This is a genomic window from Maribacter antarcticus DSM 21422 (assembly GCF_000621125.1).
Lineage (GTDB): Bacteria > Bacteroidota > Bacteroidia > Flavobacteriales > Flavobacteriaceae > Maribacter > Maribacter antarcticus.
Map to the genome: position 1 here is coordinate 352,140 of NZ_JHZC01000004.1, position 22,470 is coordinate 374,609.

Below are 22,470 nucleotides of genomic sequence, written 5' to 3' on the forward strand. Positions count from 1 at the left end.
TTTAGTGTATAACTAAATATTGTTAATTTAATCCATCAAAACCTAGAGATGGAATAGTGTCTACATTAGCTTTCCCACCTAAAAGTCCAAAAGCTTCATGCACTGTTTTAACCGGTAGCTTACAGGTATTGTCCCTACAGACATAAATATACGTGCCATCTTCCGAATACCTGCTTTCAAAAAGCGCAAGCTCACTTTCAACCGTGCTGCCTACCAATAAAATGTTGGGAATATATTCTTTGCTCATGGCTGTTACAAGATTTTTTGCATCGGTTCCTACAATAGCCACTTCGTAAAAGGGATAGGTGGTCTGCAATAAAAGGCTATTCCATTTTGCATAGGAATAAGGGGTTTCCGACGTCAACTTTATCATGGAAGTTAGCATTGTTTTCGCCTTTTTCTGAGCGACTTTATCATACTTAATATGACCTAATAACAATAGGTTTTGCGCCATGATAGCGTTAGGGGAGGGGATTACGCCATCATCAGTCTTTATGATTTTTGCTATAAGCTTATTTCCTTGATTGTAGGTGTACATCCCAGAGGCTGGGTCATCGAATTTTTCTTGGGCAGTTTCAGTAAGTACTTCCGCTAATTTTAGAAATTCAATGTCAAGCGATGCACTGTAAAGGTTCAGTGCCGCATTAGCCAAAAGACTGTAATCTTCTAGGAATCCAGGTATATGTTTACTATCTTTTTTATATGAATGTCCAAGTTCGCCATTGGTGTATCCTTGAGAACGCAAGGTATTGAGGATGTCAGTTGCTGCGTCTAAATAGGCGGGTGTTCCCAAAGCTGTGTAAGCATCCACATACCCATTTATTAAGAGTGCATTCCAAGATGTCAGAATTTTATCATCGGTACGAGGTCGTATTCTTTTGGCTCTTGCAGTAAGTAATTTTTCGTGCCATTTAGTTTTCAGGGTATGTAGCTCGGATAGTGGAATCGAGTTTTCAATTGAAAATACCTCGTCATCCAAAGATTTGCTAAGTACATAGCTCTCTTCCTCCCATACATTTTCTTTTTGTATCGTATAGTACTTAGAAAATAGGGTAAAGTCCTCCTGTATAATTTTTTTTAATTCAGTTTCTGTCCATACATAAAATTTACCTTCTTTTCCTTCACTTTGTGCATCTAGCGCGGCATAGTAGGCACCTTTGGGATTTTTCATTTCCCGTTCTAAAAATGAAATGGTCCCTAAGATTATATTTTTATAAGAAGGCTTATGGAATATTTTATAGGCCTTTGCATATAGACTTATGGCCTGTGCGTTGTCGTATAACATTTTTTCAAAATGGGGAACTTTCCATTGGCTATCTGTGCTATATCTGTAGAAACCACCGGCCACATGGTCGTAAAGTCCGCCCATGGCCATTTTGTCCAATGTAAGTTCCACTTGTTTTAAGGTTTCTGAATCATTGGTCAACAGGGCATAGTCCAATAAAAAATCAAGATTTACGGGCAACATAAATTTCTCCTCCCTTTTATCCCCCCCCCAAACGGTATCCCAATTTGGTTTCCAGTTTTTTAAACTTTCGGTAAGCAATTTTTTATCTAAGAGTTCAAAATCTGTTGAAGGAGTGATGAGGTTCATTTCCTGTACACCTTCCGCCACCATATCCGAGTATGTTTTGGCTTTCTTGGGGTCTTCCTTATATAGTTTACTTATTTCCGTTAGTACTTGTTCCCATTGTTCTTTGGTATGGTATGTTCCGCCATACAAGGGTTTGCCATTCGGTAGGGTAATGACATTTAAGGGCCAACCGCCATTGCCTTGCATTAATTGTACTGCCGTCATATAAATCTGGTCTATATCGGGCCGTTCTTCACGGTCTACCTTAATACTTATAAAGTTTTCGTTCATAAGTTTGGCAATAGAGTCGTTTTCAAATGTTTCTTCCTCCATTACATGGCACCAATGGCATGAAGAGTAGCCAATACTGATTACTACCAGTTTGTCCTTTTCTTTTGCTTCATCTAAAGCGGCTTGACTCCAAGGTCTCCAATCTACTGGGTTATGGGCATGTTGCAGTAAATATGGACTCGTTTCGTTTATTAATGCATTTGTATATTGATGTTGCTCGCTAGTATTTTGAGTAGATTCCTTACATGAGCCTACTATTAAAATACTGACTAGAAAGCTAAATAATTGAATTGAATTCTTTTTAAGCGCAAGATTCATAGTAAAAGGTATTTGTTTTCAGATTGATAGGCTACGGTAATTGGCAAAGCGCTTTTAGGATAAAAAAAGTGAAAAAACTAAAGTACACATTTTAGAAAATAGCAAAGCGTGTTTTCGTGATAATTGGTATCTTTTGGCCTGAAACAGTATAAATATGTGTCCATCAAAATATTTCTTTGTTATTGCAAGCCTAATTTCTCTTGCTTCTTGTCGAGAAAAAGAAGTCAATTTGACGAACTCCGAACCAACAAAACCTAATATTATCTATATCCTTGCGGATGATCTTGGGTACGGAGAGTTGGGTGTTTTTGGTCAAGATAAGATTGAAACACCACATATAGATGCTTTGGCCAATCAAGGTATGTTATTCACGCAGCATTACACCAGTGCACCCGTATGTGCTCCAGCTCGGTATATGTTTTTAACCGGTAAGCATTCTGGTAACGCATATATTCGAGGAAATCACGAATGGCGAGAACGTGGTGATGTTTGGGATTATAGGGAGATGGCAAAAGATTCTACCTTAGAGGGGCAATATCCAATGCCCAAAGAAACTGTAACTCTAGGGCATCGGTTGCAGAATGCAGGGTATACCACAGGTATGGTAGGTAAATGGGGCTTGGGCGCACCACATACGCATTCGGTTCCCAACGATATGGGTTTCGATTTTTTCTACGGTTATAATGGTCAGCGGCAGGCACATACGTATTACCCCTTGCATTTGTATAAAAATAAGGACCGCGTACACTTAAAGAACGATACCATTGCTCCGCACACACCTTTTTCTATGGAATTGGATTCCTTGGACCCTGCTAGTTACGCAAAGTTCACCCAACCGGATTATGCGCCAGACCTCATGTTCAAAGAAATAAGCACTTTTGTAGCAGCTCAGCAAAAAAATCCCTTCTTTCTATATTGGGCCACGCCAATTCCTCATGTAGCCATTCAGGCACCTCAAAAATGGGTAGATTATTATATTGAAAAATTTGGTAACGAATCGCCCTACTTGGCAAATAGAGGCAACGGATATTTTCCACATAGGAATCCTAGGGCTGGGTATGCCGCTATGATTTCTTACTTGGATGAAAATATAGGAAAACTAGTGCAACAGCTTAAAGACCAAGGACTTTATGAAAACACATTGATCGTATTTACCTCGGATAACGGACCTTCTTTTGCGGGTGGGACCCAGCCAGAGTGGTTTAATAGTGCAGGTCCTTTTAAAGAAAATTTTGGAAAGGGTAAGGGCTTTGTCTATGAAGGTGGTATCCGAGTCCCCACGTTTTTTACATGGCCTTCTAAAATTAAATCAGGTACAAAAAGCGACCTACCCTCTGTACATTACGATATGTTGGCCACGTTTGGCGCCATTACAGGGTATGACATTCCAGAGGATACTAACGGTATTAATCTTTTACCAACCTTATTAGGTGAAACCAATCAAAAAAAGCATGAGTTTCTGTATTGGGAATTTCCTGAATATGGTGGACAAATAGCTATTAGAATGGGCGATTGGAAAGTAGTACGGCAACATTTAAAAGATACCCAAGCCCCTACTTTAGAATTATACAATTTAGTCAAAGACCCTACGGAAAGCAACAATGTAGCTAGCGAACACCCAGACATTCTTAAAAACGCTACATTGATTTTTGAACAAGAACACACAAAATCGGAATTTGAACGCTTTCAGATTCCCCCATTGGAACAGGGATTATTAAGTGAAACAAAGTAAATTTGAGTTTTAAATAGCAGTTCAATGAAATTAAATTTGATTACAAAAATAATATTTACCGCAACACTTCTGTTGACGCTATTTTCCTGTAAGGAAGAGGCAAAAACAGTGGAGAAGGTAATCGAAAAACCTAAGGTGCTAGCACAGAAGCTGACTCCCTTAGTGATTAATCAGCCGGAAAATACCACAGCTCCTGAAGGGATGGTTTGGGTGCCTGGGGGCGCCTTTTTACAAGGGGCCGTGCCACAAGATAAAATGGCCATGGACCACGAAAAACCAGCAATTGAAGTCGCTATTGATGGTTTTTTTATGGATGTTACGGAGGTAACCAATGCCCAATTCGCAAAGTTCGTAAAAGAAACGGGTTATATTACTACTTCTGAAAGAAAAATTGATTGGGAGGAAATGAAAAAGCAGGTTCCAGAAGGTACACCAAAACCCCATGATTCTATTTTACAGCCCGGATCACTGACCTTTAAAAAGACCAAAAGCTCGGTTCCTAATCTGTATGATTTTTCTCAATGGTGGAAATGGACCATAGGGGCAAGCTGGCAACATCCAAACGGACCTGAAAGTAATATTAAAGGAAAAGATACGTATCCTGTGGTTCAGGTATCCTTTGAGGATGCCATGGCCTATTGCGAGTGGTCTGGAAAACGCTTACCTACCGAAGCCGAATGGGAATTGGCAGCGCGAGCAGGTAATTACGGTACTACCTATTTTTGGGGAGATGAGGCTACCTTGCTTAAGGAACAAGCGAATACTTGGGAAGGCGAGTTTCCGGTGGTAAATACCAAGTTGGATGGTTTTGAACTTAGGGCGCCTGTAAAAACGTATCCGGCAAATGACTATGGTTTATATGATATGGCCGGAAATGTTTGGGAGTGGACCAGCGATTGGTATAATACCAACTATTACGAAGATGCAGCTAGCCAGAATCGTGTCAGACAAAACCCGCAGGGAGCAGGAACACCTTACACGGCAAATAATCCCTATGCTAAGGAAAAAATCATTAAAGGAGGCTCTTTTTTATGTAGTGCTTCCTACTGCGCCAGCTATAGAGTATCTGCTAAAATGGGCTCAAGTACAGATTCATCTCTGGAACATACCGGATTTAGGACCGTAGTTACAGTAGATATACTTAGGTAGCCATAAGAACTATGGATTTTAACTAAAAAATTAAAAACTTTTAATAATTTGACTGTAAGGTTTTGCTTCAAAATCCTACTTTTGTATTATATAATTTGATTGAAATTTAATACTATGTCTGACACGATAGAACGATTAAAAACATTAATAATAGGTTCAGGACCTGCGGGATATACAGCTGCCATTTACGCTGCACGAGCAGATCTAAAACCTGTAATGTATACAGGAATGGAACCTGGAGGACAACTAACGACAACTACCGAGGTGGATAACTTCCCAGGATATCCTGACGGGGTAGATGGTCCAACTATGATGGTACAGTTACAACAACAGGCAGAGCGTTTTGGAACCGATGTGCGCATAGGTATGGTTACTGCATGTGAATTGAGCACAGAAGTGGGTGGCATTCATAAAGTCACAGTAGATAACGGTGCTATTATAGAAGCGGAAACGATAATTATTTCTACAGGGGCAACTGCTAAGTATTTGGGGATTCCTAGTGAACAAAAACTCCGTGGCGGAGGCGTTTCGGCCTGTGCCGTTTGCGACGGGTTTTTTTATAAAAACCAAGATGTTGCTATTGTTGGGGCAGGGGATACCGCTGCCGAAGAAGCCTCTTATCTTGCCAATATTTGCAACAAGGTAACGATGTTGGTTAGAAAAGACCACATGAGAGCTTCAAAAGCAATGCAACATCGTGTACACAGCCTTAAAAATATAGAGGTAAAATACAATACCGAAGTAGATGAAGTACTCGGGGAACAAGTTGTAGAAGGTTTACGTATGACAAACAACGAGACAGGAATAAAAGAGGATATTGAGATTACGGGCCTTTTTATTGCCATAGGCCATAAACCGAATACGGATATCTTCAGAGGTCAGTTAGATATGGATGAAACAGGATACTTAATCACCAAAGGAAAATCTACCAAAACCAACCTTCCGGGGGTTTTTGCCTCCGGTGATGCTCAGGATAAAGAGTACCGCCAAGCGGTTACAGCTGCAGGTACTGGCTGTATGGCAGCATTGGATGCAGAGCGCTATTTAGCGTCTATAGGTTCTGTTGCAGAAGCAATTGCAGACAATTATAGTATTTAGTCCAGTTATCAGAAACAAAAAAAACGACTACATGCTGTTTTTTTGTTTCTGATATCTATTTAATTAACGCGAGCATAATTTTCCGAAAAAGTGCGATTTCCTTCTTCGTCCCAGCTAATTTGGCTGTATGTATCGTTCGATAGCATAAGTTCAAACGAAAATACCCGCATGGTATCTAAGGCTCTCATCATCTGATAATCTCCATATTCTATAGTCTCTATTAATTGGTTACCGTCTAATTTATAAGAACCGTACCCAAAGCGTCCAATAGTATCTTGTGGAGAATATCTTGACCACATAATTTTTCCACCGGTGTATACTTTTACTTGTCGATAGTTAGTATGTGGTAGCACCGTATCTGTAATGGCTTCTCCATCATAATTATAAAAGCTTTGAAGCTCCCATGTACCTTCTATAGAATGCATTGTGTCTGTTTTGTTAGCAGAAAATTCTGTTGCCGAAACCAAAATCAACATTAAAAAGATTAGTCCTAGTAATTTTTTCATGGCGTTTTATGTTTTAGTATTTATTAATACCATAAAATTTACAAAAATATAGTGATATATTCGTAAAAATGTAATGTAAATTTTAATTAATATTCCGAATAAAATATAATTATTTTAAATATTCTCATTTAGAACTTTGGTCAGCTTTAGAATATCTTTTTTGGTATGTACAGCCGATATCACTATTCTACTCATAATATTGGCATTTTGGTTTGGATAGTTGAAATGGGTTACGATAATCTTATGTTGAAACAAGGTATCGGTTAGTTTTTGGTTTTGATAGGAAAATGTAGGGTGTCCTTTCATGTAAGTGAAAACCTTTAATTTTTTGGTTTCTTGTAAGAATAGTCTAAGATTTTCCTCTAATAGAGTTCTTCGTTTTTGATAAATTCCTTGCGCATCTATAAAAGTTGCTACGCCTGCAGGACTAGCGGGACTGGCGCCTCCAAAGAACGTAGAATTTTCCATAACGGTAATGTGTTTTTTAGTCCCAAAAACCGCACCTGCTTGTATACCAAATCCCTTTCCCAAAGAACAGCACATAAATAGTTGTTTCGCACCTAATTTTTGAAGGTCCTTAAAAACACCAATTCCATTTTCACCAACAACACCGATACCATGGGAATCATCCACAACCAGAATAATTTCGGATAAGGGTAAGCTTTTGAGTAACGTAAACTGCGGATAATTAATTCCTGAAAAATCGATACTATCTAGGAATAGGACCGGAATTGAAGAGTTCTTGGATGCTAAATGTTTGGTAATGCCTTCATAAAGATTTGTATACCTATCATAGTTTTTTGCCTTTTTAGTAAATAGGGCGGAATGCGTGTTAGGTGCATAGAATAGTTTATGTTTTTTATGTTCTAGGAACTGTGCTAAAAACTGACCTGCCAAGTAGCCGGAGGACATAGTAAGACAAGCTTCGCTTCCAACCAAATTTGCTAAAACCAGTTCTGCTTTTTCAAATACCGTAAAGCGAACGTTAGATTTTCGAGAAGCCCCATAGTTGGTACCGTAGCGCTTGAGATTTTCGATAAAAATATTCTGATAGGGTTTGAAATCCTGCAAACCTAAATAGGCGGTACCTCCAAAATAGGTATAGGTAATACTATCTATATCAATGGTGCGGCTGGGAAAGGAATCTATAAAATGAGTCATTAAAAAAGTGATACTCCGGTTCCGGGAAGTTCTGGAAATACTACGGTCCCATTTTTAAGAATGTGTACACCGGTTGCAATATCTTCTTTGAGAAGCATCGCTCCATCCATATCTACATAATCCAATTGTGGAAGTAATTGTGCAATGGCAGAGATGCCCACGGTTGATTCTGTCATACAGCCAATCATTACTTTAAGACCCAGTTTCTTTCCTTCTTTAATCATGCGTAAGGCGGGGGTGAGTCCGCCACATTTGGTCAGTTTTATATTAATACCATTAAAATGGAGTGCACATTTTTCGACATCGGTTTCTACAATACAACTTTCATCAGCTATGACAGGCAAGACGCTCTGGTGCATCACTTTTTCCATGCCTTCCCAATCATCTGCCTTTAAAGGTTGTTCCAAAAATTCCACACCTAAATCCTTTAATAAAGGTGCATTTTTGATAGTTTCGGCCGCCGTCCATGCACAATTAGCATCGATGCGAAATACTGCATTGGTATGTTTTCTAAGTTCGCGTACGATAGCCACGTCATCATCTGTCCCCAATTTTACTTTATAAATAGGCCATGGTGTTTCTTGCATTTTTTCTACCATTTTTTCTATTGGAGCAATGCCTATAGTGTAGTTTGTGGTTGGGTAGTGGCGTGTGTTGGTGCCCCAAATTTCATATAAGGGCTTGTTGTTCAGTTTTCCGTAGAGATCGTGTGCTGCAAGGTCTAGAGCACAAATAGCGAAATTACTTAATCCTTTAGAAACTAAAAACCTATGAAATACTTCGGGTGTGTTGAAATTATAATTCTCAAGAAAGGATAGATTGGTTACGATTTCCGTCATCATACTTTCTACGCTAATATTGTAATAGGCATTGGAGGTTGCCTCTCCATAACCGGTCTGTCCATTAAGCGTAAGACCAATAATTAGACTATTTTGAAAATCATGGGATTCTCTGCTGATGCTAAAGGTATGCTTTAAGGGGAGAACGTATTTTTTTAGGCTTATTTTCATACCCTAAATATAAATATTAGCCAGATACTTTTAAACCAAATCCCGAGGAAAAATCCCTTGGGTTTTGGTTTTGTTGTTAATCGATGGACAAACAGGCTTAATATTTGTTAACATTACCAGAAACCGATTTGTTCTTGGTTACTTCGGCATCGCCTGAGTAGGAGATATTTCCTCCGCTACTGGCATCTGCCGTCAATGACTTGGATACATTAATATTAATGTATGCTCCACTGCTGGCCTCTGCTCGGCACTCGATAGTCATTAAGTTTTTGGCTCTAACGTTGGCTCCACTACTCCCATCAACATACACATCCATAGCACTGCCAGAAATGTCAATATTAGCACCGCTACTGGCATCTATTTCTAATTTATTGGCGTCGGTATCGGCATTTATACGGGCGCCACTGCTAGCATCTATAATAAGGGTAGTTGCAGTTATTTTGTTTTGTGCGGTTAAGTGCGCGCCACTAGAGCTCAATAAACCAGTAATCTCAGGTAAGGAAACATATACTTTTTTGGTGGCGCGCCCAATGTTCTCAATGGCGTGTATTTTTAATTTTCCATTTTTTATTTCTGTTCCGATAAGGTCAATAATATTTTCATCGGCTTCTACTGATATGCTGAAGTCGGTCGCTTGGGTTACATACACCTCAAGTCCTTCTGACGCATGTACCCCGGTAAAGTCCGCTGTAATTTCACGGTTTTCCGCTACGACTGTTCCATTTCCTTTTTTACCCGTTCCAAAATCCCCTATGTTGATGTCAAACCCACAGGACGATAAAAACAGGGCTAAGGCCAATGCGATGCTAATTCTTACTAGTGTTGTCATGATTGTTATTTTTTACCTTGTCCCAAAGTTTCCGAGTTTTCAAGGTTTGATTAATGATTAGTTAAATTGTTTTAAGGTATTTTACTTCGTTTCTATATCGTAAAACTCCCCATTTTTGAACGATACTGCGATTTAAACTTACCCAACCGTTAAATTATGGTCGTGAGCTGTTAGAATTCTCTTTGTCATCGGACTTTATCTTGATTCCGTTTTCATCCACCTTTATTTTAAACGATTCCCCATTATCCTTTACATCGATGTCTATACCATCTTCATTGATAATTATTTTACCTTTTTCTCCATTGTCGTTGATATTAATATCAATCCCGTTTTCATTAATTTGGATACGGTTTTCGTCTGAATCTTCGTCTTCCATATCCTCAGGGCAATCCAAACAAACGAGCGTTCCATCAGATGTCATTTTCCAAGTATGGTCATTTAGTTCGTCCGAGGAACGATTCGTATCGGCACGCATAACCCAACTTCGGCCTTTTCCTTTATCGTATTTCAGTAGGGTACCTACCGGAACTAAAAGGTTTACCCGTATTTCTTGATCATTAAACTTACTGTCTCCACTTGCAGTTAAGTAGTTTTTAAGGTTTATGGTATTTCCTTCTATAGCGTAATCATAAGCAATAGCTTCTGCCGTTGCCTTGGCTTTTTTAAAGGAACCACCGTTTGCCTCTTTGCGGACTTCCATACGGAAAATGGAATCCTTTGATTTTGATAATCGAAAGCGAACATCTTCCGAAGCCAAAATCTTTTCTCCGTTATCATCATGTGTGATAATCATATTGCCCATGTGCATTACATTGTTTCTGTCGTAATCTGCGGCAATTAGATTAATCTGTAAGGTGTCCTTCGGATTTTCAATATACAATTCACTTTCACGAGTAGTACTACCCGAATAGGCATGTGATGCGGCCTCACGAATTCCAAAAACGATAAGCATAATAACCGATAGAAGCCACATCCCTAATAGACTAAACTTTGCGATACGCCCAATAGATTTTAAATTACCTACCAGTATCTTAAGTCCTAAATAGAGTAAGAAGAAAAACGGTATTCCAATAGCAAAAAAGGCCAATAGCGATACTACCCATATAGGGAGATTACTAGAGTTTACCAGATGATAGAAATCTATTCCGGGAACGTGGAACATATCCAATATACCAACGGATAGTAGTCCAATGAACAATCCTATCAAGGTAGATGCACCAATGATAATAAGTAGGATGCCAATAAACTTCCCAAAAATCTTGAAGAAAAATAGAATGATATCTCCAAGCGTATCAAAAAACGTTTTGCCTCCTTTTTTGACGGTATCACCTACTTTTTCATAGTCGACACTTTTTACGCGATCCGCAACGTCATCAAAACCCTCTTTTACTTTACGTTCTATATTGCTAATGTTTACATCCTGTCCTCGCATATCCAATTTTTGCGCGGTACTGCTAGCTTCAGGGATAAGAATCCAGAGCAGGCCATAGATCAATATGAATCCACCAGTAGACCCAATGGTCAACACTATCCAAAGAATACGTACCCAAAGGGGGTCTATGCCAATATAATGTGCTAAACCAGAGGAAACCCCGGCAACATATTTATGCTCCGTATCTCGGTATAGTTTTTTCGACTTTTTAGTGGCATTGGTAGCGCTTTTCGCTTTTGGCTCATCTTCAAAAATATCCTCGTCTACCATATAATCTTCTGGCTGTCCCATAATGGCAATGACAGCATCGACTTCTTTCTCGGTAACGACTTGTCTTTGGTTGTCTAATTTTTCATTGAATAGTTCTGCGATTCTCGCCTCTATATCGGCAAGTATTTCGTCGCTTCCTGGTGTATTGGCGAAGGAACGCTTTACCGATTCCAAATACCTTCGCATTTTATTATACGCAATCTCATCTATATGAAAGAGTGTATTTGCTAGATTAATATTTACTGTCTTGTTCATTTGTTGATGTTTTTACCCTGAACTTGTTTCAGGTCGTAGTTTTAAGATTGTCGATAATGCTATTTGTTCTTTGTTACCAAATTGGTCGCTTTTCGCAACTCATCCCAAGTAGTGTCTAGTTCTTTTAAAAATAGTTTTCCTGTTTCAGTAAGGGTATAGTACTTGCGTGGCGGTCCAGAAGTCGATTCCTCCCAACGGTAATTAAGAAGCCCCGCATTCTTTAACCGTGTTAATAGGGGATAAATAGTGCCTTCTACCACTAGCATTTTGGCGTCTTTTAATGTGCCAAGTATCTCGGAGGCATACTTGTCCTGTCCGTTAAGGATAGACAAAATGCAATATTCCAAAACACCTTTTCGCATTTGCGCTTTTGTGTTTTCTACATTCATAATTTGTTTTTGCTTTGTATGCAGTCCCTTTTTACTGGGGGGTTTTTTCAATTTTTCTGTAATCGTCTGCATGGTTAACTGTTCGTTTCTTAACCCTAAACTCGTTTCGGTATTTCTTGAAACAACTACTAAAATAAGTTCAAGCTTTGTTTATTGATGAATAAACTCCAAAGGATGTGATGAGTATCCTGTTTGATTATTGTTTGTATTGATGATTGTAACTTAATTCTCGTTTTACTTTCCATACTAAATTTTCTTTGACCCATACGTGAGTGAATTTCGCAATATCCCCTCGTTGGTAGCAGTTGTCTTTATCTAATGATTCAAAGCGATGGATGCCGTGTTGAATAGCGCCGTATAGCTCGCCATTCTTATATAGTGGATACACCTCTAAGCTGTTTGCTATTAAAATCCTTTTAGAAGGCTGCATTTCAGTTGTAATGCGTTGTGCACAATTTTCTTTCATCGGATTTAAAAAAGCGTCTCTACCTTCCGTAAGACCACCTTTATCATGGTAAAATTCAAAGTCTTCTGTAAAGATTTCTTCCAGTACGTTGGTGTTACAAGAGTTGAAAGCAACATTAAATAGCAAGCTATCTTTTTGTGCCAATAACAGGTGCAATTCTGAATTCACTTCCACCTGTCCAAAGGCTAAGCTGGCAAACAAAGCAACAATGCCAGCTACAATGATCTTTAGTAAGGTTATCATTATTTAATAAATTTTATAGTTACTGGATATTCAAAAGTTTCTCCTTCGTTTGTTTTTATAGTAGCTAAAATGGTGTAGACGACATTTACCATAAATAAAGCTCCTTGTAATAGTCCCGATATTCCTAAGGGAAGTAGCCAAGTACCAAATTTGAAATCGTCACTATCAAAATGAATGTTCAAGTTGTTGTAATCACTTAGGCTATGAAGGCCAAAAAGGTTAACGTCAAAGATGTTAGGAAAAAAACCGATAAAAAATGGAATGCTTATAATCCCTGCGATAATTGAATAAAGTAACAGGCTAATCTGAAAATTAAGTGCCTGCTTGCCATTATAGTCTACAAATTCATATTCTTTTTTGTTGGCCGTCCATAAAACCAAAGGGATTATAAAATTTCCGAATGGGAAAATGAATTTCGAAAAGGTACTCGCATGGATAATAGCGGATAGAGTACGCTCGTGTTTTGATAGTGTTTCGGTCATGTCTTGTTCTGTGTTGATGATTGATGTGGGTTACTAGGTTTAGACTATTTGTATTGATTACCTAATAACTTACTATGCAAATATATGGTTAAAAGAAGGTACTATGCAAAACAAAGTACTAAATATTAACAATTAATTAACATTTAAGTATTCGATTATTTTCAATACTTTTATCTAAATATTAAGGGGAATGGCAGTATCTACGGGCAAATTAAACTTATTTACCTTCTTTAAATTACCTGCGGCGTGGTGGTGTGGAGTTCGATTAAAATTTATTGATAAAACTAAAGCTGTAGTCACCGTAACCCATGGTTGGCGCAACCAGAACCCGTTTAAATCTATGTTTTGGGCCGTGCAAGGTATGGCAGCAGAGCTATCTACTGGTGTTCTAATGATAGATCAAATAGAAGATAGTGGACGTAAAATCTCCATGCTTGTAGCTAATAATAATGCTAATTTTTCAAAAAAAGCAAAAGGTAGAATTACGTTTACATGCGAGGATGGTCATGTAATAAAGAATGCGCTGGACAAAACTATTGCAACCGGCGAAGGACAAACTATTTGGATGAAATCTGTTGGGGTTAATGAAGATGGGGTAGTGGTATCGACTTTTAATTTTGAGTGGACGCTACGTTTAAAACAATAGTTCAGTTTTCATCTAAATGCCTAGGTTTTGACAGCAGAGTCAAAGCCCTACCAATACTACTTTGCATTCCATACCGTTCTATGTATCGTTATTTTCTCTGGGTTTATCAAAAAAAATTTTACCAGTACCTAGTTAGTCATTACATTGCATTAAAAACTAAGAGTTGCGTAAACACCCATGTGTTTTGTATTCGAACCCGAAAAAGTTATGAGAAAAATTTTAATTCCCTTAATGTTACTGCTTTTTGTTAATTGCGCTTCTGACGACAGCCAAAAAGATTTTGCCGAAGCAAACGAAAATGAAATTCTGGAGTATATAAGTGCCCAAGGTTTGGTAGCACAAAAAAGTGCCTCTGGATTGTATTATGTAATAAACAATGAAGGATCAGCTAATAAGCCCCTATCCAGTTCTAATGTTACCGTCGCCTATAGGGGTTATTTCACCGATGGCAAGGTTTTTGACGAAAGTAATGCTGATGGTATTTCTTTTAATTTGAACCAGGTAATTCCTGGTTGGACTGAAGGGCTTACCTATTTTGGTGAAGGTGGAAACGGTGTTTTGTTGATTCCTTCTCGGTTGGGTTATGGGGATAGTGGACGAGGAAGTATCCCTGGTGGTGCCGTTTTAATATTTAACGTAGCACTTAGATCTATAAACTAATAGCTATTAGAACCCTTTCTTCTTTTGGTCTCTACTAAAGGTTGATGGTTTAGCGTTTATTTTGTCAGGCCGTTTTTGAAGTAACCTGATGTAGTAGTATGCAGTGGAGTTATGTTTTTCCTAGTGTCGAGACTATTTAATTACGTTATTAAACCCTAGTGTTATTATAAAATACCCTGTTTGTGATTCCGCCAAAAAGTGTAGTATAGCTATTCGGAATTTACAGGTTACGCCGATAGAAATAATGCTAGCTGTAACAAATTCGAATTTTCATCAACTAACTGATAGTAATCATCAAGTAAACAGATTTCCACCTACGCGGGTTAAAAAAAGCACTTATTATGAACGCACACGAAATAGATTATCAAATTTTTGGAGAAGAAATGCAATACGTTGAAATTGAACTGGACCCACAAGAAGCTGTTGTGGCCGAAGCAGGCAGTTTTATGATGATGGATTCCGATATTCAAATGAACACTATTTTTGGAGACGGTTCTAATCAGGAGAAAGGGGTATTGGGTAAATTATTTTCTGCAGGAAAACGAATGTTAACTGGCGAAAGTCTTTTTATGACGGCTTTTCTAAACATGGGGCAAGGAAAGAAACAAGTCAGTTTTGCATCTCCCTATCCAGGCAAAATACTACCAATTGACCTATCCGAAAAGAATGGAAAATTTATCTGCCAGAAAGATGCATTTCTTTGCGCTGCAAAAGGGGTGTCTATTGGTGTGGAATTTTCTAAAAAATTAGGAAGGGGACTTTTTGGAGGAGAAGGTTTTATTATGCAGAAATTGGAGGGAGATGGTATGGCTTTTGTACATGCAGGCGGAACCCTTGCCAAAAAAGAACTCGCTTCTGGTGAAGTCTTAAAAGTGGATACCGGTTGTATTGTAGGTTTTTCGCAAACCGTGGATTATGATATAGAATTCGTAGGAGGAATCAAGAATACTATTTTTGGTGGGGAGGGTTTGTTCTTTGCTACGCTCCGTGGTCCGGGAACAGTTTACATTCAATCCTTACCTTTTAGCAGGCTGGCAAGTCGTGTTCTAGCCTCTATTCCACGTGGTGGAAAAGATAAAGGAGAAGGAAGTCTTTTGGGGGGGTTAGGAGATATTATTGGTGGGGACCGTAGATTTTAAATCGTAAGTTCAAGGGTGGTATGAATATAAAACAAACGTTTTGTAACGACGCAATCTACTTATTTAGAGAGATATAGGTCATTTATATTATTAATTAACTTTAAAAAATTTCTTCATGTCTTGGCAAGACGACCTATTTCAATTTTTTGTCCTATTGACAATCCCAACGCTATAACCTTACATTTCTATCTTCTAATGTCTATCATTTATTTATTATGAACTTCAAAAATCAAATCACTTTTCTAAAAGAACTACAAAAGAATAATAATAAAGACTGGATGGACGCCAACCGAAAATGGTACATCGAAGTCCGGAATGATTTTATTGGCTGGTTAGATGGGATAAATACAAAAATAGCTGTCCTTGATAATGAATATTACGATACACCAGGTAAAAAGGGAATCAACCGAATCAATAACAACTTGATGTTTCACCCCAACAAACCCATTTACAAAGACCATTTTGGCGGGGGATTGGATAAGCGTCCCAATACAGGTGATTTTTATATAGAAATTGGTATCGAACGCTGTATGTTTGCTGGCGGGCTTTGGCGACCGGATTCAAAGCGCTTACGCAGCATTCGCGATGCTATTGACTATGATGGCCAAGAACTGAAGAAAATCCTAGATAAAAAATCCTTTAAACAAACCTTTGGCGGATTATGGGAAGATGCAAAGCTCACCAATTCTCCAAAAGGGTTTACAAATAATCATCCTCATATCAATTTGCTACGAAACAAAACCTTTGCTGTCGCCACCGATTTTTCAACTAAAGAAATTTTTGCAGCTGATTTTGATAAAAAAGTCATAAAAATCTATAACGAAATGCTTCCTTTTAGACGCTATCTAAATCAGGCAGTTACGGTTTAATTCTGCTAAACACTTCTACCTATGTTATGTTGCTACTAGGTAAATTCTTTATTACGCTATACTGGGTATAGCGGTCATTTCATTTGCTTCTTTTGTATAATCCACAGTATCGACTTTAAATCCAAAGAGATTAAAAAATTCGGTCGTATATCCTTCTAAATCTCCTATTTCGGGCAGCGTTTCCGTTGTTGCCTGTTGCCATAACTCAGCTACTTGTTCCTGAACGCTCGCCTTCATTTCCCAATCATCAATACGTATTCTTCCTTCTTTGTCCGTTGGTATGCCGTCAAGGTATAATCGCTCATTAAAAAGGCGATGTATTTGCTCAATGCATCCCTCTTGTAAGCCCTCGGCTTTCATCACCTTGTATAACAGAGAAATGTATAACGGAATTACAGGAATAGCGGAACTTGATTGTGTTACTAGTGCCTTATTGACGGATACATAAGCTTTTCCATTTATATCTTTAAGTGCGTCTGTAATAGTAAAAGCCATTTTTTCTAAGTCATCTTTCGCTCTACCAATAGTTCCTTTACGATAAACCGCTTCTGTTAGTTTAGGGCCAATATAAGAATAGGCAAGGGTCTTAAAATTTTCAGAAAGTAAATCTGCTTTCATCAACGCATTAATCCAAAGTTGCCAATCATCACCCCCCATTACGGTGACGGTGTTTTCAATATCTTCTTCCGTCCCGGGCTCAATTGTAATTTCCTTGACTTCTCCTGTATGAAAATCTACAGTTTTGTTAGTATATGAGTCTCCAATAGGTTTAAGTGTAGATTTGTAACGTACACCGTTCTCAGGGTGTGTTCTGACTGGGGAAGCAAGGCTGTAGATAACTAAGTCTATTTGCCCGAGGTCTTGTTTGATTAGTGCTATTGTTTCTTGTTTGATTTCATTTGAAAATGCATCTCCATTAATACTTTTAGCATACAAATTTTTTTTATGTGCTTCTGTTTCAAAGGCAGCAGTATTGTACCAGCCAGAGGAGGCCGTTTTGCCTACAGCTGGTGGTTTTTCAAAAAACACCCCAATAGTCGCAGCATTACTCCCAAAGGCACTTGTTATTCTAGACGCTAAGCCAAAACCTGTAGATGCGCCAATGACCAAAACTTTTTTAGGACCAACAACGGTTCCTTTCGATTTTATGTATGCGATTTGATTTTTTACATTTTCCGCACAGCCAACCGGATGGGCAGTTGTACAGATAAATCCACGGGTTCTAGGTTCTATAATCATATAATGTATTATTTTATTTACAAATCAAAGATTGGTAATTTATGTTTTAGAGATAGTTTAAACGCCATTTTTCCATTTGAAAATGAACTATCAATTCAATTGGTTTGATGACTTTATCAATCGAGCACTTAAATCTGGGTCTTTCATGTCCTTATCCAAAGGAAACATGGGTCTTTTTATATTTTCGTAACCTAAGCGTTCCAAGTCTTGATCTACGCCCCCAGGTGTTAATGCCATAATCCAATCGCCACGCATCTCGTATAACTCAGGAACCAAGTAGCCTATTTTTACAACTACAATATCAGACTCACGAGGATTTAAGTCCAAATCTGTAAAATCTGCTTCTTGGTGATAGGGTTTACGTTTGTCGGTCACGATGACGCTGATACTTCCAATTTTTACGACAACTTCTACTTTAGCATCACGGTCACCTTCTCTAATAGCGGTAACGGTTCCTTCTAATTTGAGCGGAGGAGCAAAGCGGTCATCTACCTGAGCACCAGCCATGGCAGATACTTTTCCGCCCAAACCTACTTTTAATGCCGCGGCTATGAGTTCAGGTCCGGGAATAGACGCATAGATTAATGACGGTCCCGTTTCCGATTTAAATTCAGGTCGGTTTAATAGTTCCCTTAACGTCCAAGTGACATCTCCGGCACCACCGGCGGTAGGGTTGTCTCCCATGTCACTAATTATGTATGGAGTTGCTTCACTCGCTAGTGCCAGTTGCAAACTTTCATCCAAGGTGGCTACTGGAGCCACAAACTCAAATTCTTTCCTGACATCCCAATAGGCTTTTGCCAAATTTTCGGCAGCTTTAGTGACTTGTTCTTTGTCATCTCCTGTGACCACTACCACACCGTGGTTACGAGCTTCGTCTGCCCAAGGGTATCCCATCCAAATGGCGGCATCTATGACACCTTCTAGTTGTTCTATCGCTGGAATCTTTGCATATAAGCTTTTTCCGGGTTCAATTCGTGTACTGGTTTTTTCACCGGGTAATAGTATGGGAACAGGAACCCATGCTTTGAATTTAGGTTTGCCCTTACCGCTTTCCAGACGATCAAGCATATTCGTTATTGCTCGAGCTTTTGATTCTAAGGCATCTTCATGGGGTGCCATTCGGTAACAGGTTATAAGATCTGAATGTTCTGCCAGTGTTTTAGTCACGTTACCATGCAAATCCATTGAAGTCGAAATCAAAACATCCGTACCAATGACCTCGCGAACGCGTTTAATTAAATTGCCTTCCGCATCTTGAAGTCCCACAACACTCATTGCGCCGTGAAGATCAAAAAAGAGACCGTCATAGGGTCCATTTTCTTTTAACATTTTCAATGTCTTTTTAACCATGGATTCGTAGGCTTCGCGGGTCACAATACCTCCAGGTAATGATTTCCCCAATAGTGTAGGTACCCATTCCGCTCTTTTACGGATAGCTGTTCCTGCATTAAAAAAAGGATAACGACTAAAAATAGAATCTCCGATTCTCGCATGGAAAGCCTCTTCATGCGTCTGCGCAGGGGAAAAGGTACTAGATTCTATTCCAATGCCTGCAATTGCTATTCTTGGTAATCTAGTTTCTTCGGTTTTGTCAGTTTTGGATTTGCATCCTAGAAGCATACATCCAACAAAAATTATACTTAAAATGGTCTTTTTCAAAATAGGATTATTTAGGAGATATATGTGTTTATATCTGGTTTTTGCACTTAGAACTTATATTAATTCGTTAAATATAAGGTCAATTTTAGGATTAGAAAAGGTAGCCGGTTTCCATTTTTTAAGTTTACTTACGATATGGCCTTAAAAATGTTAAAAGTGGTAATTTATGGTATCAAAAAAATTAGCTTATGATACTATTGTTATTGGTTCTGGAATCGGTGGAGTTTGGGGTGAATTTAGTGTTCTAGAAGTTTATTTTTTCTCCCACTTCACCGGACTCACATCATCATGATTTAAAAGCCTAAGCGCGTCACGGTCTATGCGCATGACCAACTTACATTCAGGGTCTGGACAAACGACTCGGGCATCGGTTTCCATCCAATCGGCAGGGTGGTTTTTTCTTTGTTTGGTGGGTAAGAGTGGAATAGTAGATTGGAGTGCGTACAAACAAAAATCCGATTCTTCTGGCATCGATAATTTCCCACCTTTTAAGTAAAATTCATCTCCAATAACCATATTACAGGTGCAATTCCCTTCTATTTTCTCTACTATAACGGTTAAGTCATAGAGTTCAAATTGGTCGTCTCTTAATTCTTCAGCCTTCTTCATTATTTTTTAGTTTTGTTCTTCCCCAGCCAAAAAGTAGGGTGATTAATGCCATGACTAATAGACCCCAAGACATGAAATTATAAAGACCCACTTCTAGTGGACTCACCTGTGGGATTCCAAATTCTTCCCCGGTATTCGTCATGTTAGCCATTAAGATTACAGGAATAAAATAAGGTAGCACAAAGGGAAATATACATGCAATCAAACTTAATAAGTTAGCCCGTCTTATTACCGATACGCCTGACCGTTCTCCTGTTTTTTTAGTAAAATCGGTAACCATTAAAATAGCCACAATACTGTGTGTCGTCAATAATACAGCAATACTCATGACGCCAGCTATCCAACCTTCTGCATGTTTCTCTGTGTTGGCACGCGTGGCGGCAAAGTCCACCAGTTTGTCCATGAGTCCGCTTGCTTTTAGCGTCGCAACCAATCCCATTAATAATATGGTAAATATACTCAAACCCACAGCGCGGTTTATACCATCGATTATGAAACTCTTGGCAGCAAAGTTCTCCAAATCCAAAGAAAGAACTTCTGAAAGAGGTAATAGTCCCAAAATAAGACCAAGAAGTGTTCCGAATAATAATCCGAATAGGAGCCCATGTAAGAGGTGTTTTCCTTTTAAGAAAAGATAAATCACAAAAGCCGGAATTAGAAGCATGGGGAGCCCTTTTGGGTTGCTCAAAGAGCTAGCTTTACTAATGCCTTCCGCGGAATCAGAGCTATAGGCAACGATAAAATAAGCAACAAGGGCCAAAAATGCAGCTGGCAGCACATATTTTAATCTACTCTTGATGGTAGCTCCGATTTCAGCATCTTGACTTAAGGCGCTGGCAATGGTGGTATCGGAGATAGGCGCAATAAAATCTCCAAACGTAGCACCACCGATAATGGCACCCGCCAAAGCTGGTAAGTGTGCTCCAAGTATTCCGCCAGACGGGTAGAGCAGGGGACTACAGATTAAAATAGTAGCAAAACTAGAACCGGTAGAAAGGGATACTATACAACAGATAATAAAAGTTGCGATTACAAAGCCTGTACCCGAAAGCTGTACCTGGTTCGAAAGCCAAATTAGCGCTTCTACAAATCCTGTCAAGGTCATTAAAATCCCGATGATAGAGGCCAAAATCCAAGCAGTAATCATAATCATCACGATTTTTTGTGACATTCCTGAGATGACGGCTTCGGAAAAGGCAGTTCTATCTTTACAAAGAATTAGACCTAGACCAAGTGCAAGAATTAATACGGGCCAGAATCCGCGTTCATCCGGAGCTCCGGAAAGTGCTATGGTAATTACTCCGGTAACAAATAGAAAAAATGGGAAAAGAACGCCTAAAGTACCCCCGTAAAATTCGAGTTTTGGGAGCTGTTTCGATGTATCTTCGAGTTTCAAAATCAGTCTTCGTTGAGGTTGTATTTCATGATAGCGCCATGTTTACCAGTTTTGTCGCGTTCCAAATCGTAAAATGGTCCGTTTGGACCTTTGCTTTGCGAAACTATTGTTCCAATCTTGCTTAGATCGCCACTATCCAAATGAAACTTGGCAAGCTTTTGTAAACTTTCCAAATGCTTGCGATTTCGTGCACCGACAATCACTCCTCCCACCATAGGTTTCTGGAGAATATACTTGCATGCGACTTCTGTAATGCCTACCTCATATTTGTTAGCAATTTCCCGTAGCATTTGCAATGCCTGTTGAAACAATTTATACCCACCAAATTCGTCAATGATTAACCTGTATTTGGTTAAGGAACGATTTTCATAGGGTTGAATTGGGTCGGGTGCACCCAAATAGCGGTCACTTAGAAATCCACCGGCAACGGTGCCATAACACAGATAAGGAATGTTATTCTTTCTTGCCAACGGAGTCATGTCGGTTTCCACACGCTGATCAAGCACAGAATATTGCACTTGGTTAGCCGCAATATCAACCCCAGCATCAAGCATTTCCTGAATACGCTGGGTATCGAAATTGGTAATGCCCAACAACCGTATTTTTCCACTTTTCTGCAACTCAGAAAGGTGCACTGCGGTTTCCAAATACTTGGGAAACTGATAATCCCACCAAGCGAATTGCACTAAATCTAACTGTTCTACACCCAATCGTTTGAGGGAACGGTCAATAATAGCTGTGGTTTGCTCCTTTGTCAAAGTCGCCAATGCGCTATAATCTGGTACGTATTTAGTGTGGATTTGAATTGGAGGCAAGTCTCCGGCTCGGAATTCACTATGATATTTTTTTATAAACGTACCAATGAGTTCTTCTACACCTGTATAAATATCCGCACAGTCAAAGGTGGTAATTCCTGCGTTCACAAAATGGCGCATATCTTCCAAAGCCTGTTCTTCAGCTATACTTCCATGACCACCGGCCAAATGCCATCCTCCTTTGATGACGCTGGAAATAGAGTATCCAGGTTGTAATTCTATTCTTTCCAT

At 39.0% G+C, this 22,470-nt stretch carries 21 protein-coding genes; 7 read left to right on the top strand and 14 right to left on the bottom strand.

Going from position 1 to position 22,470, the window contains the following annotated elements; all coding sequences use genetic code 11:
• Positions 1-22 precede the first annotated feature (22 nt).
• Complete coding sequence (locus Q360_RS22005; RefSeq protein ID WP_084273333.1) at positions 23-2,182, bottom strand: thioredoxin domain-containing protein; 2,160 nt, start codon at positions 2,180-2,182, stop codon at positions 23-25.
• Between the two features lie 154 nt (positions 2,183-2,336).
• On the opposite strand from Q360_RS22005, the gene Q360_RS0101540 reads away from it, so the two are divergent.
• The 3 genes from Q360_RS0101540 (at position 2,337) to trxB (ending at position 6,161) form a co-directional block, all read left to right on the top strand.
• Entirely contained in the window at positions 2,337-3,914 is a 1,578-nt protein-coding gene (locus Q360_RS0101540) for an arylsulfatase (RefSeq protein WP_027075513.1), read from the top strand.
• A 24-nt stretch (positions 3,915-3,938) separates the two neighbouring features.
• Complete coding sequence (locus Q360_RS0101545; protein WP_027075514.1) at positions 3,939-5,063, top strand: SUMF1/EgtB/PvdO family nonheme iron enzyme; 1,125 nt, start codon at positions 3,939-3,941, stop codon at positions 5,061-5,063.
• Positions 5,064-5,177: 114 nt separating this feature from the next.
• On the top strand, positions 5,178-6,161 hold the full coding sequence (gene trxB, locus Q360_RS0101550; RefSeq protein WP_027075515.1) for a thioredoxin-disulfide reductase: 984 nt from the start codon (positions 5,178-5,180) through the stop codon (positions 6,159-6,161).
• A 59-nt stretch (positions 6,162-6,220) separates the two neighbouring features.
• Here the strand turns inward: trxB and Q360_RS0101555 are convergent, their stop codons facing one another.
• From Q360_RS0101555 to Q360_RS0101590, 8 genes are all read right to left on the bottom strand, one after another.
• Complete coding sequence (locus tag Q360_RS0101555) at positions 6,221-6,667, bottom strand: hypothetical protein (protein WP_027075516.1); 447 nt, start codon at positions 6,665-6,667, stop codon at positions 6,221-6,223.
• Positions 6,668-6,781: 114 nt separating this feature from the next.
• Entirely contained in the window at positions 6,782-7,828 is a 1,047-nt protein-coding gene (locus Q360_RS0101560; RefSeq protein ID WP_027075517.1) for an aminotransferase class I/II-fold pyridoxal phosphate-dependent enzyme, read from the bottom strand.
• Positions 7,828-8,838, bottom strand: coding sequence for a dipeptide epimerase (locus tag Q360_RS0101565; protein WP_027075518.1), 1,011 nt, complete (start codon positions 8,836-8,838; stop codon positions 7,828-7,830). Before Q360_RS0101565 ends, Q360_RS0101560 begins: the two co-directional genes overlap by 1 nt.
• A gap of 97 nt (positions 8,839-8,935) precedes the next feature.
• On the bottom strand, positions 8,936-9,667 hold the full coding sequence (locus Q360_RS0101570) for a head GIN domain-containing protein (protein WP_027075519.1): 732 nt from the start codon (positions 9,665-9,667) through the stop codon (positions 8,936-8,938).
• 154 nt (positions 9,668-9,821) lie between these two features.
• Positions 9,822-11,624 (bottom strand): PspC domain-containing protein, encoded by a 1,803-nt coding sequence (locus tag Q360_RS0101575; RefSeq protein ID WP_027075520.1) that lies wholly within the window; start codon positions 11,622-11,624, stop codon positions 9,822-9,824.
• 59 nt (positions 11,625-11,683) lie between these two features.
• Positions 11,684-12,013 (bottom strand): PadR family transcriptional regulator, encoded by a 330-nt coding sequence (locus Q360_RS0101580; RefSeq protein ID WP_027075521.1) that lies wholly within the window; start codon positions 12,011-12,013, stop codon positions 11,684-11,686.
• A 196-nt stretch (positions 12,014-12,209) separates the two neighbouring features.
• Positions 12,210-12,722, bottom strand: coding sequence for a nuclear transport factor 2 family protein (locus tag Q360_RS0101585; RefSeq protein WP_036194748.1), 513 nt, complete (start codon positions 12,720-12,722; stop codon positions 12,210-12,212).
• Positions 12,722-13,204: a DUF4870 domain-containing protein gene (locus Q360_RS0101590; RefSeq protein ID WP_027075523.1), complete on the bottom strand. Its 483-nt coding sequence runs from the start codon at positions 13,202-13,204 to the stop codon at positions 12,722-12,724. Before Q360_RS0101590 ends, Q360_RS0101585 begins: the two co-directional genes overlap by 1 nt.
• Positions 13,205-13,394: 190 nt before the next feature.
• Between Q360_RS0101590 and Q360_RS0101595 the strand changes: the two genes are divergently transcribed.
• The 4 genes from Q360_RS0101595 to Q360_RS0101610 all read left to right on the top strand — a co-directional run bounded on the left by Q360_RS0101595 (position 13,395) and on the right by Q360_RS0101610 (position 16,518).
• Positions 13,395-13,850 (top strand): DUF4442 domain-containing protein, encoded by a 456-nt coding sequence (locus Q360_RS0101595; protein ID WP_027075524.1) that lies wholly within the window; start codon positions 13,395-13,397, stop codon positions 13,848-13,850.
• Positions 13,851-14,057: 207 nt separating this feature from the next.
• Positions 14,058-14,510, top strand: a complete 453-nt coding sequence (locus Q360_RS0101600; protein WP_027075525.1) for an FKBP-type peptidyl-prolyl cis-trans isomerase — start codon at positions 14,058-14,060, stop codon at positions 14,508-14,510.
• A 341-nt stretch (positions 14,511-14,851) separates the two neighbouring features.
• On the top strand, positions 14,852-15,649 hold the full coding sequence (locus Q360_RS0101605) for a TIGR00266 family protein (RefSeq protein ID WP_027075526.1): 798 nt from the start codon (positions 14,852-14,854) through the stop codon (positions 15,647-15,649).
• Between the two features lie 215 nt (positions 15,650-15,864).
• Positions 15,865-16,518 carry a DUF2461 domain-containing protein gene (locus Q360_RS0101610; protein WP_027075527.1) on the top strand — a complete coding sequence of 218 codons (654 nt, stop codon included), beginning with the start codon at positions 15,865-15,867 and terminating at the stop codon, positions 16,516-16,518.
• A gap of 51 nt (positions 16,519-16,569) precedes the next feature.
• Here Q360_RS0101610 and fabV read toward each other — a convergent pair whose 3' ends face one another.
• The 5 genes from fabV to Q360_RS0101635 all read right to left on the bottom strand — a co-directional run bounded on the left by fabV (position 16,570) and on the right by Q360_RS0101635 (position 22,470).
• Positions 16,570-17,757: an enoyl-ACP reductase FabV gene (gene fabV, locus Q360_RS0101615; RefSeq protein ID WP_027075528.1), complete on the bottom strand. Its 1,188-nt coding sequence runs from the start codon at positions 17,755-17,757 to the stop codon at positions 16,570-16,572.
• A gap of 90 nt (positions 17,758-17,847) precedes the next feature.
• Entirely contained in the window at positions 17,848-19,419 is a 1,572-nt protein-coding gene (locus tag Q360_RS0101620; protein ID WP_027075529.1) for a M81 family metallopeptidase, read from the bottom strand.
• Positions 19,420-19,671: 252 nt separating this feature from the next.
• Positions 19,672-20,028, bottom strand: a complete 357-nt coding sequence (locus Q360_RS0101625) for a TIGR04076 family protein (protein ID WP_027075530.1) — start codon at positions 20,026-20,028, stop codon at positions 19,672-19,674.
• A complete protein-coding gene (locus tag Q360_RS0101630) occupies positions 20,015-21,424 on the bottom strand; it encodes a Na+/H+ antiporter NhaC family protein (protein ID WP_027075531.1) in 1,410 nt (469 codons plus the stop codon). Before Q360_RS0101630 ends, Q360_RS0101625 begins: the two co-directional genes overlap by 14 nt.
• Before the next feature lie 2 nt (positions 21,425-21,426).
• On the bottom strand, positions 21,427-22,470 hold the full coding sequence (locus Q360_RS0101635) for an aldo/keto reductase (protein ID WP_027075532.1): 1,044 nt from the start codon (positions 22,468-22,470) through the stop codon (positions 21,427-21,429).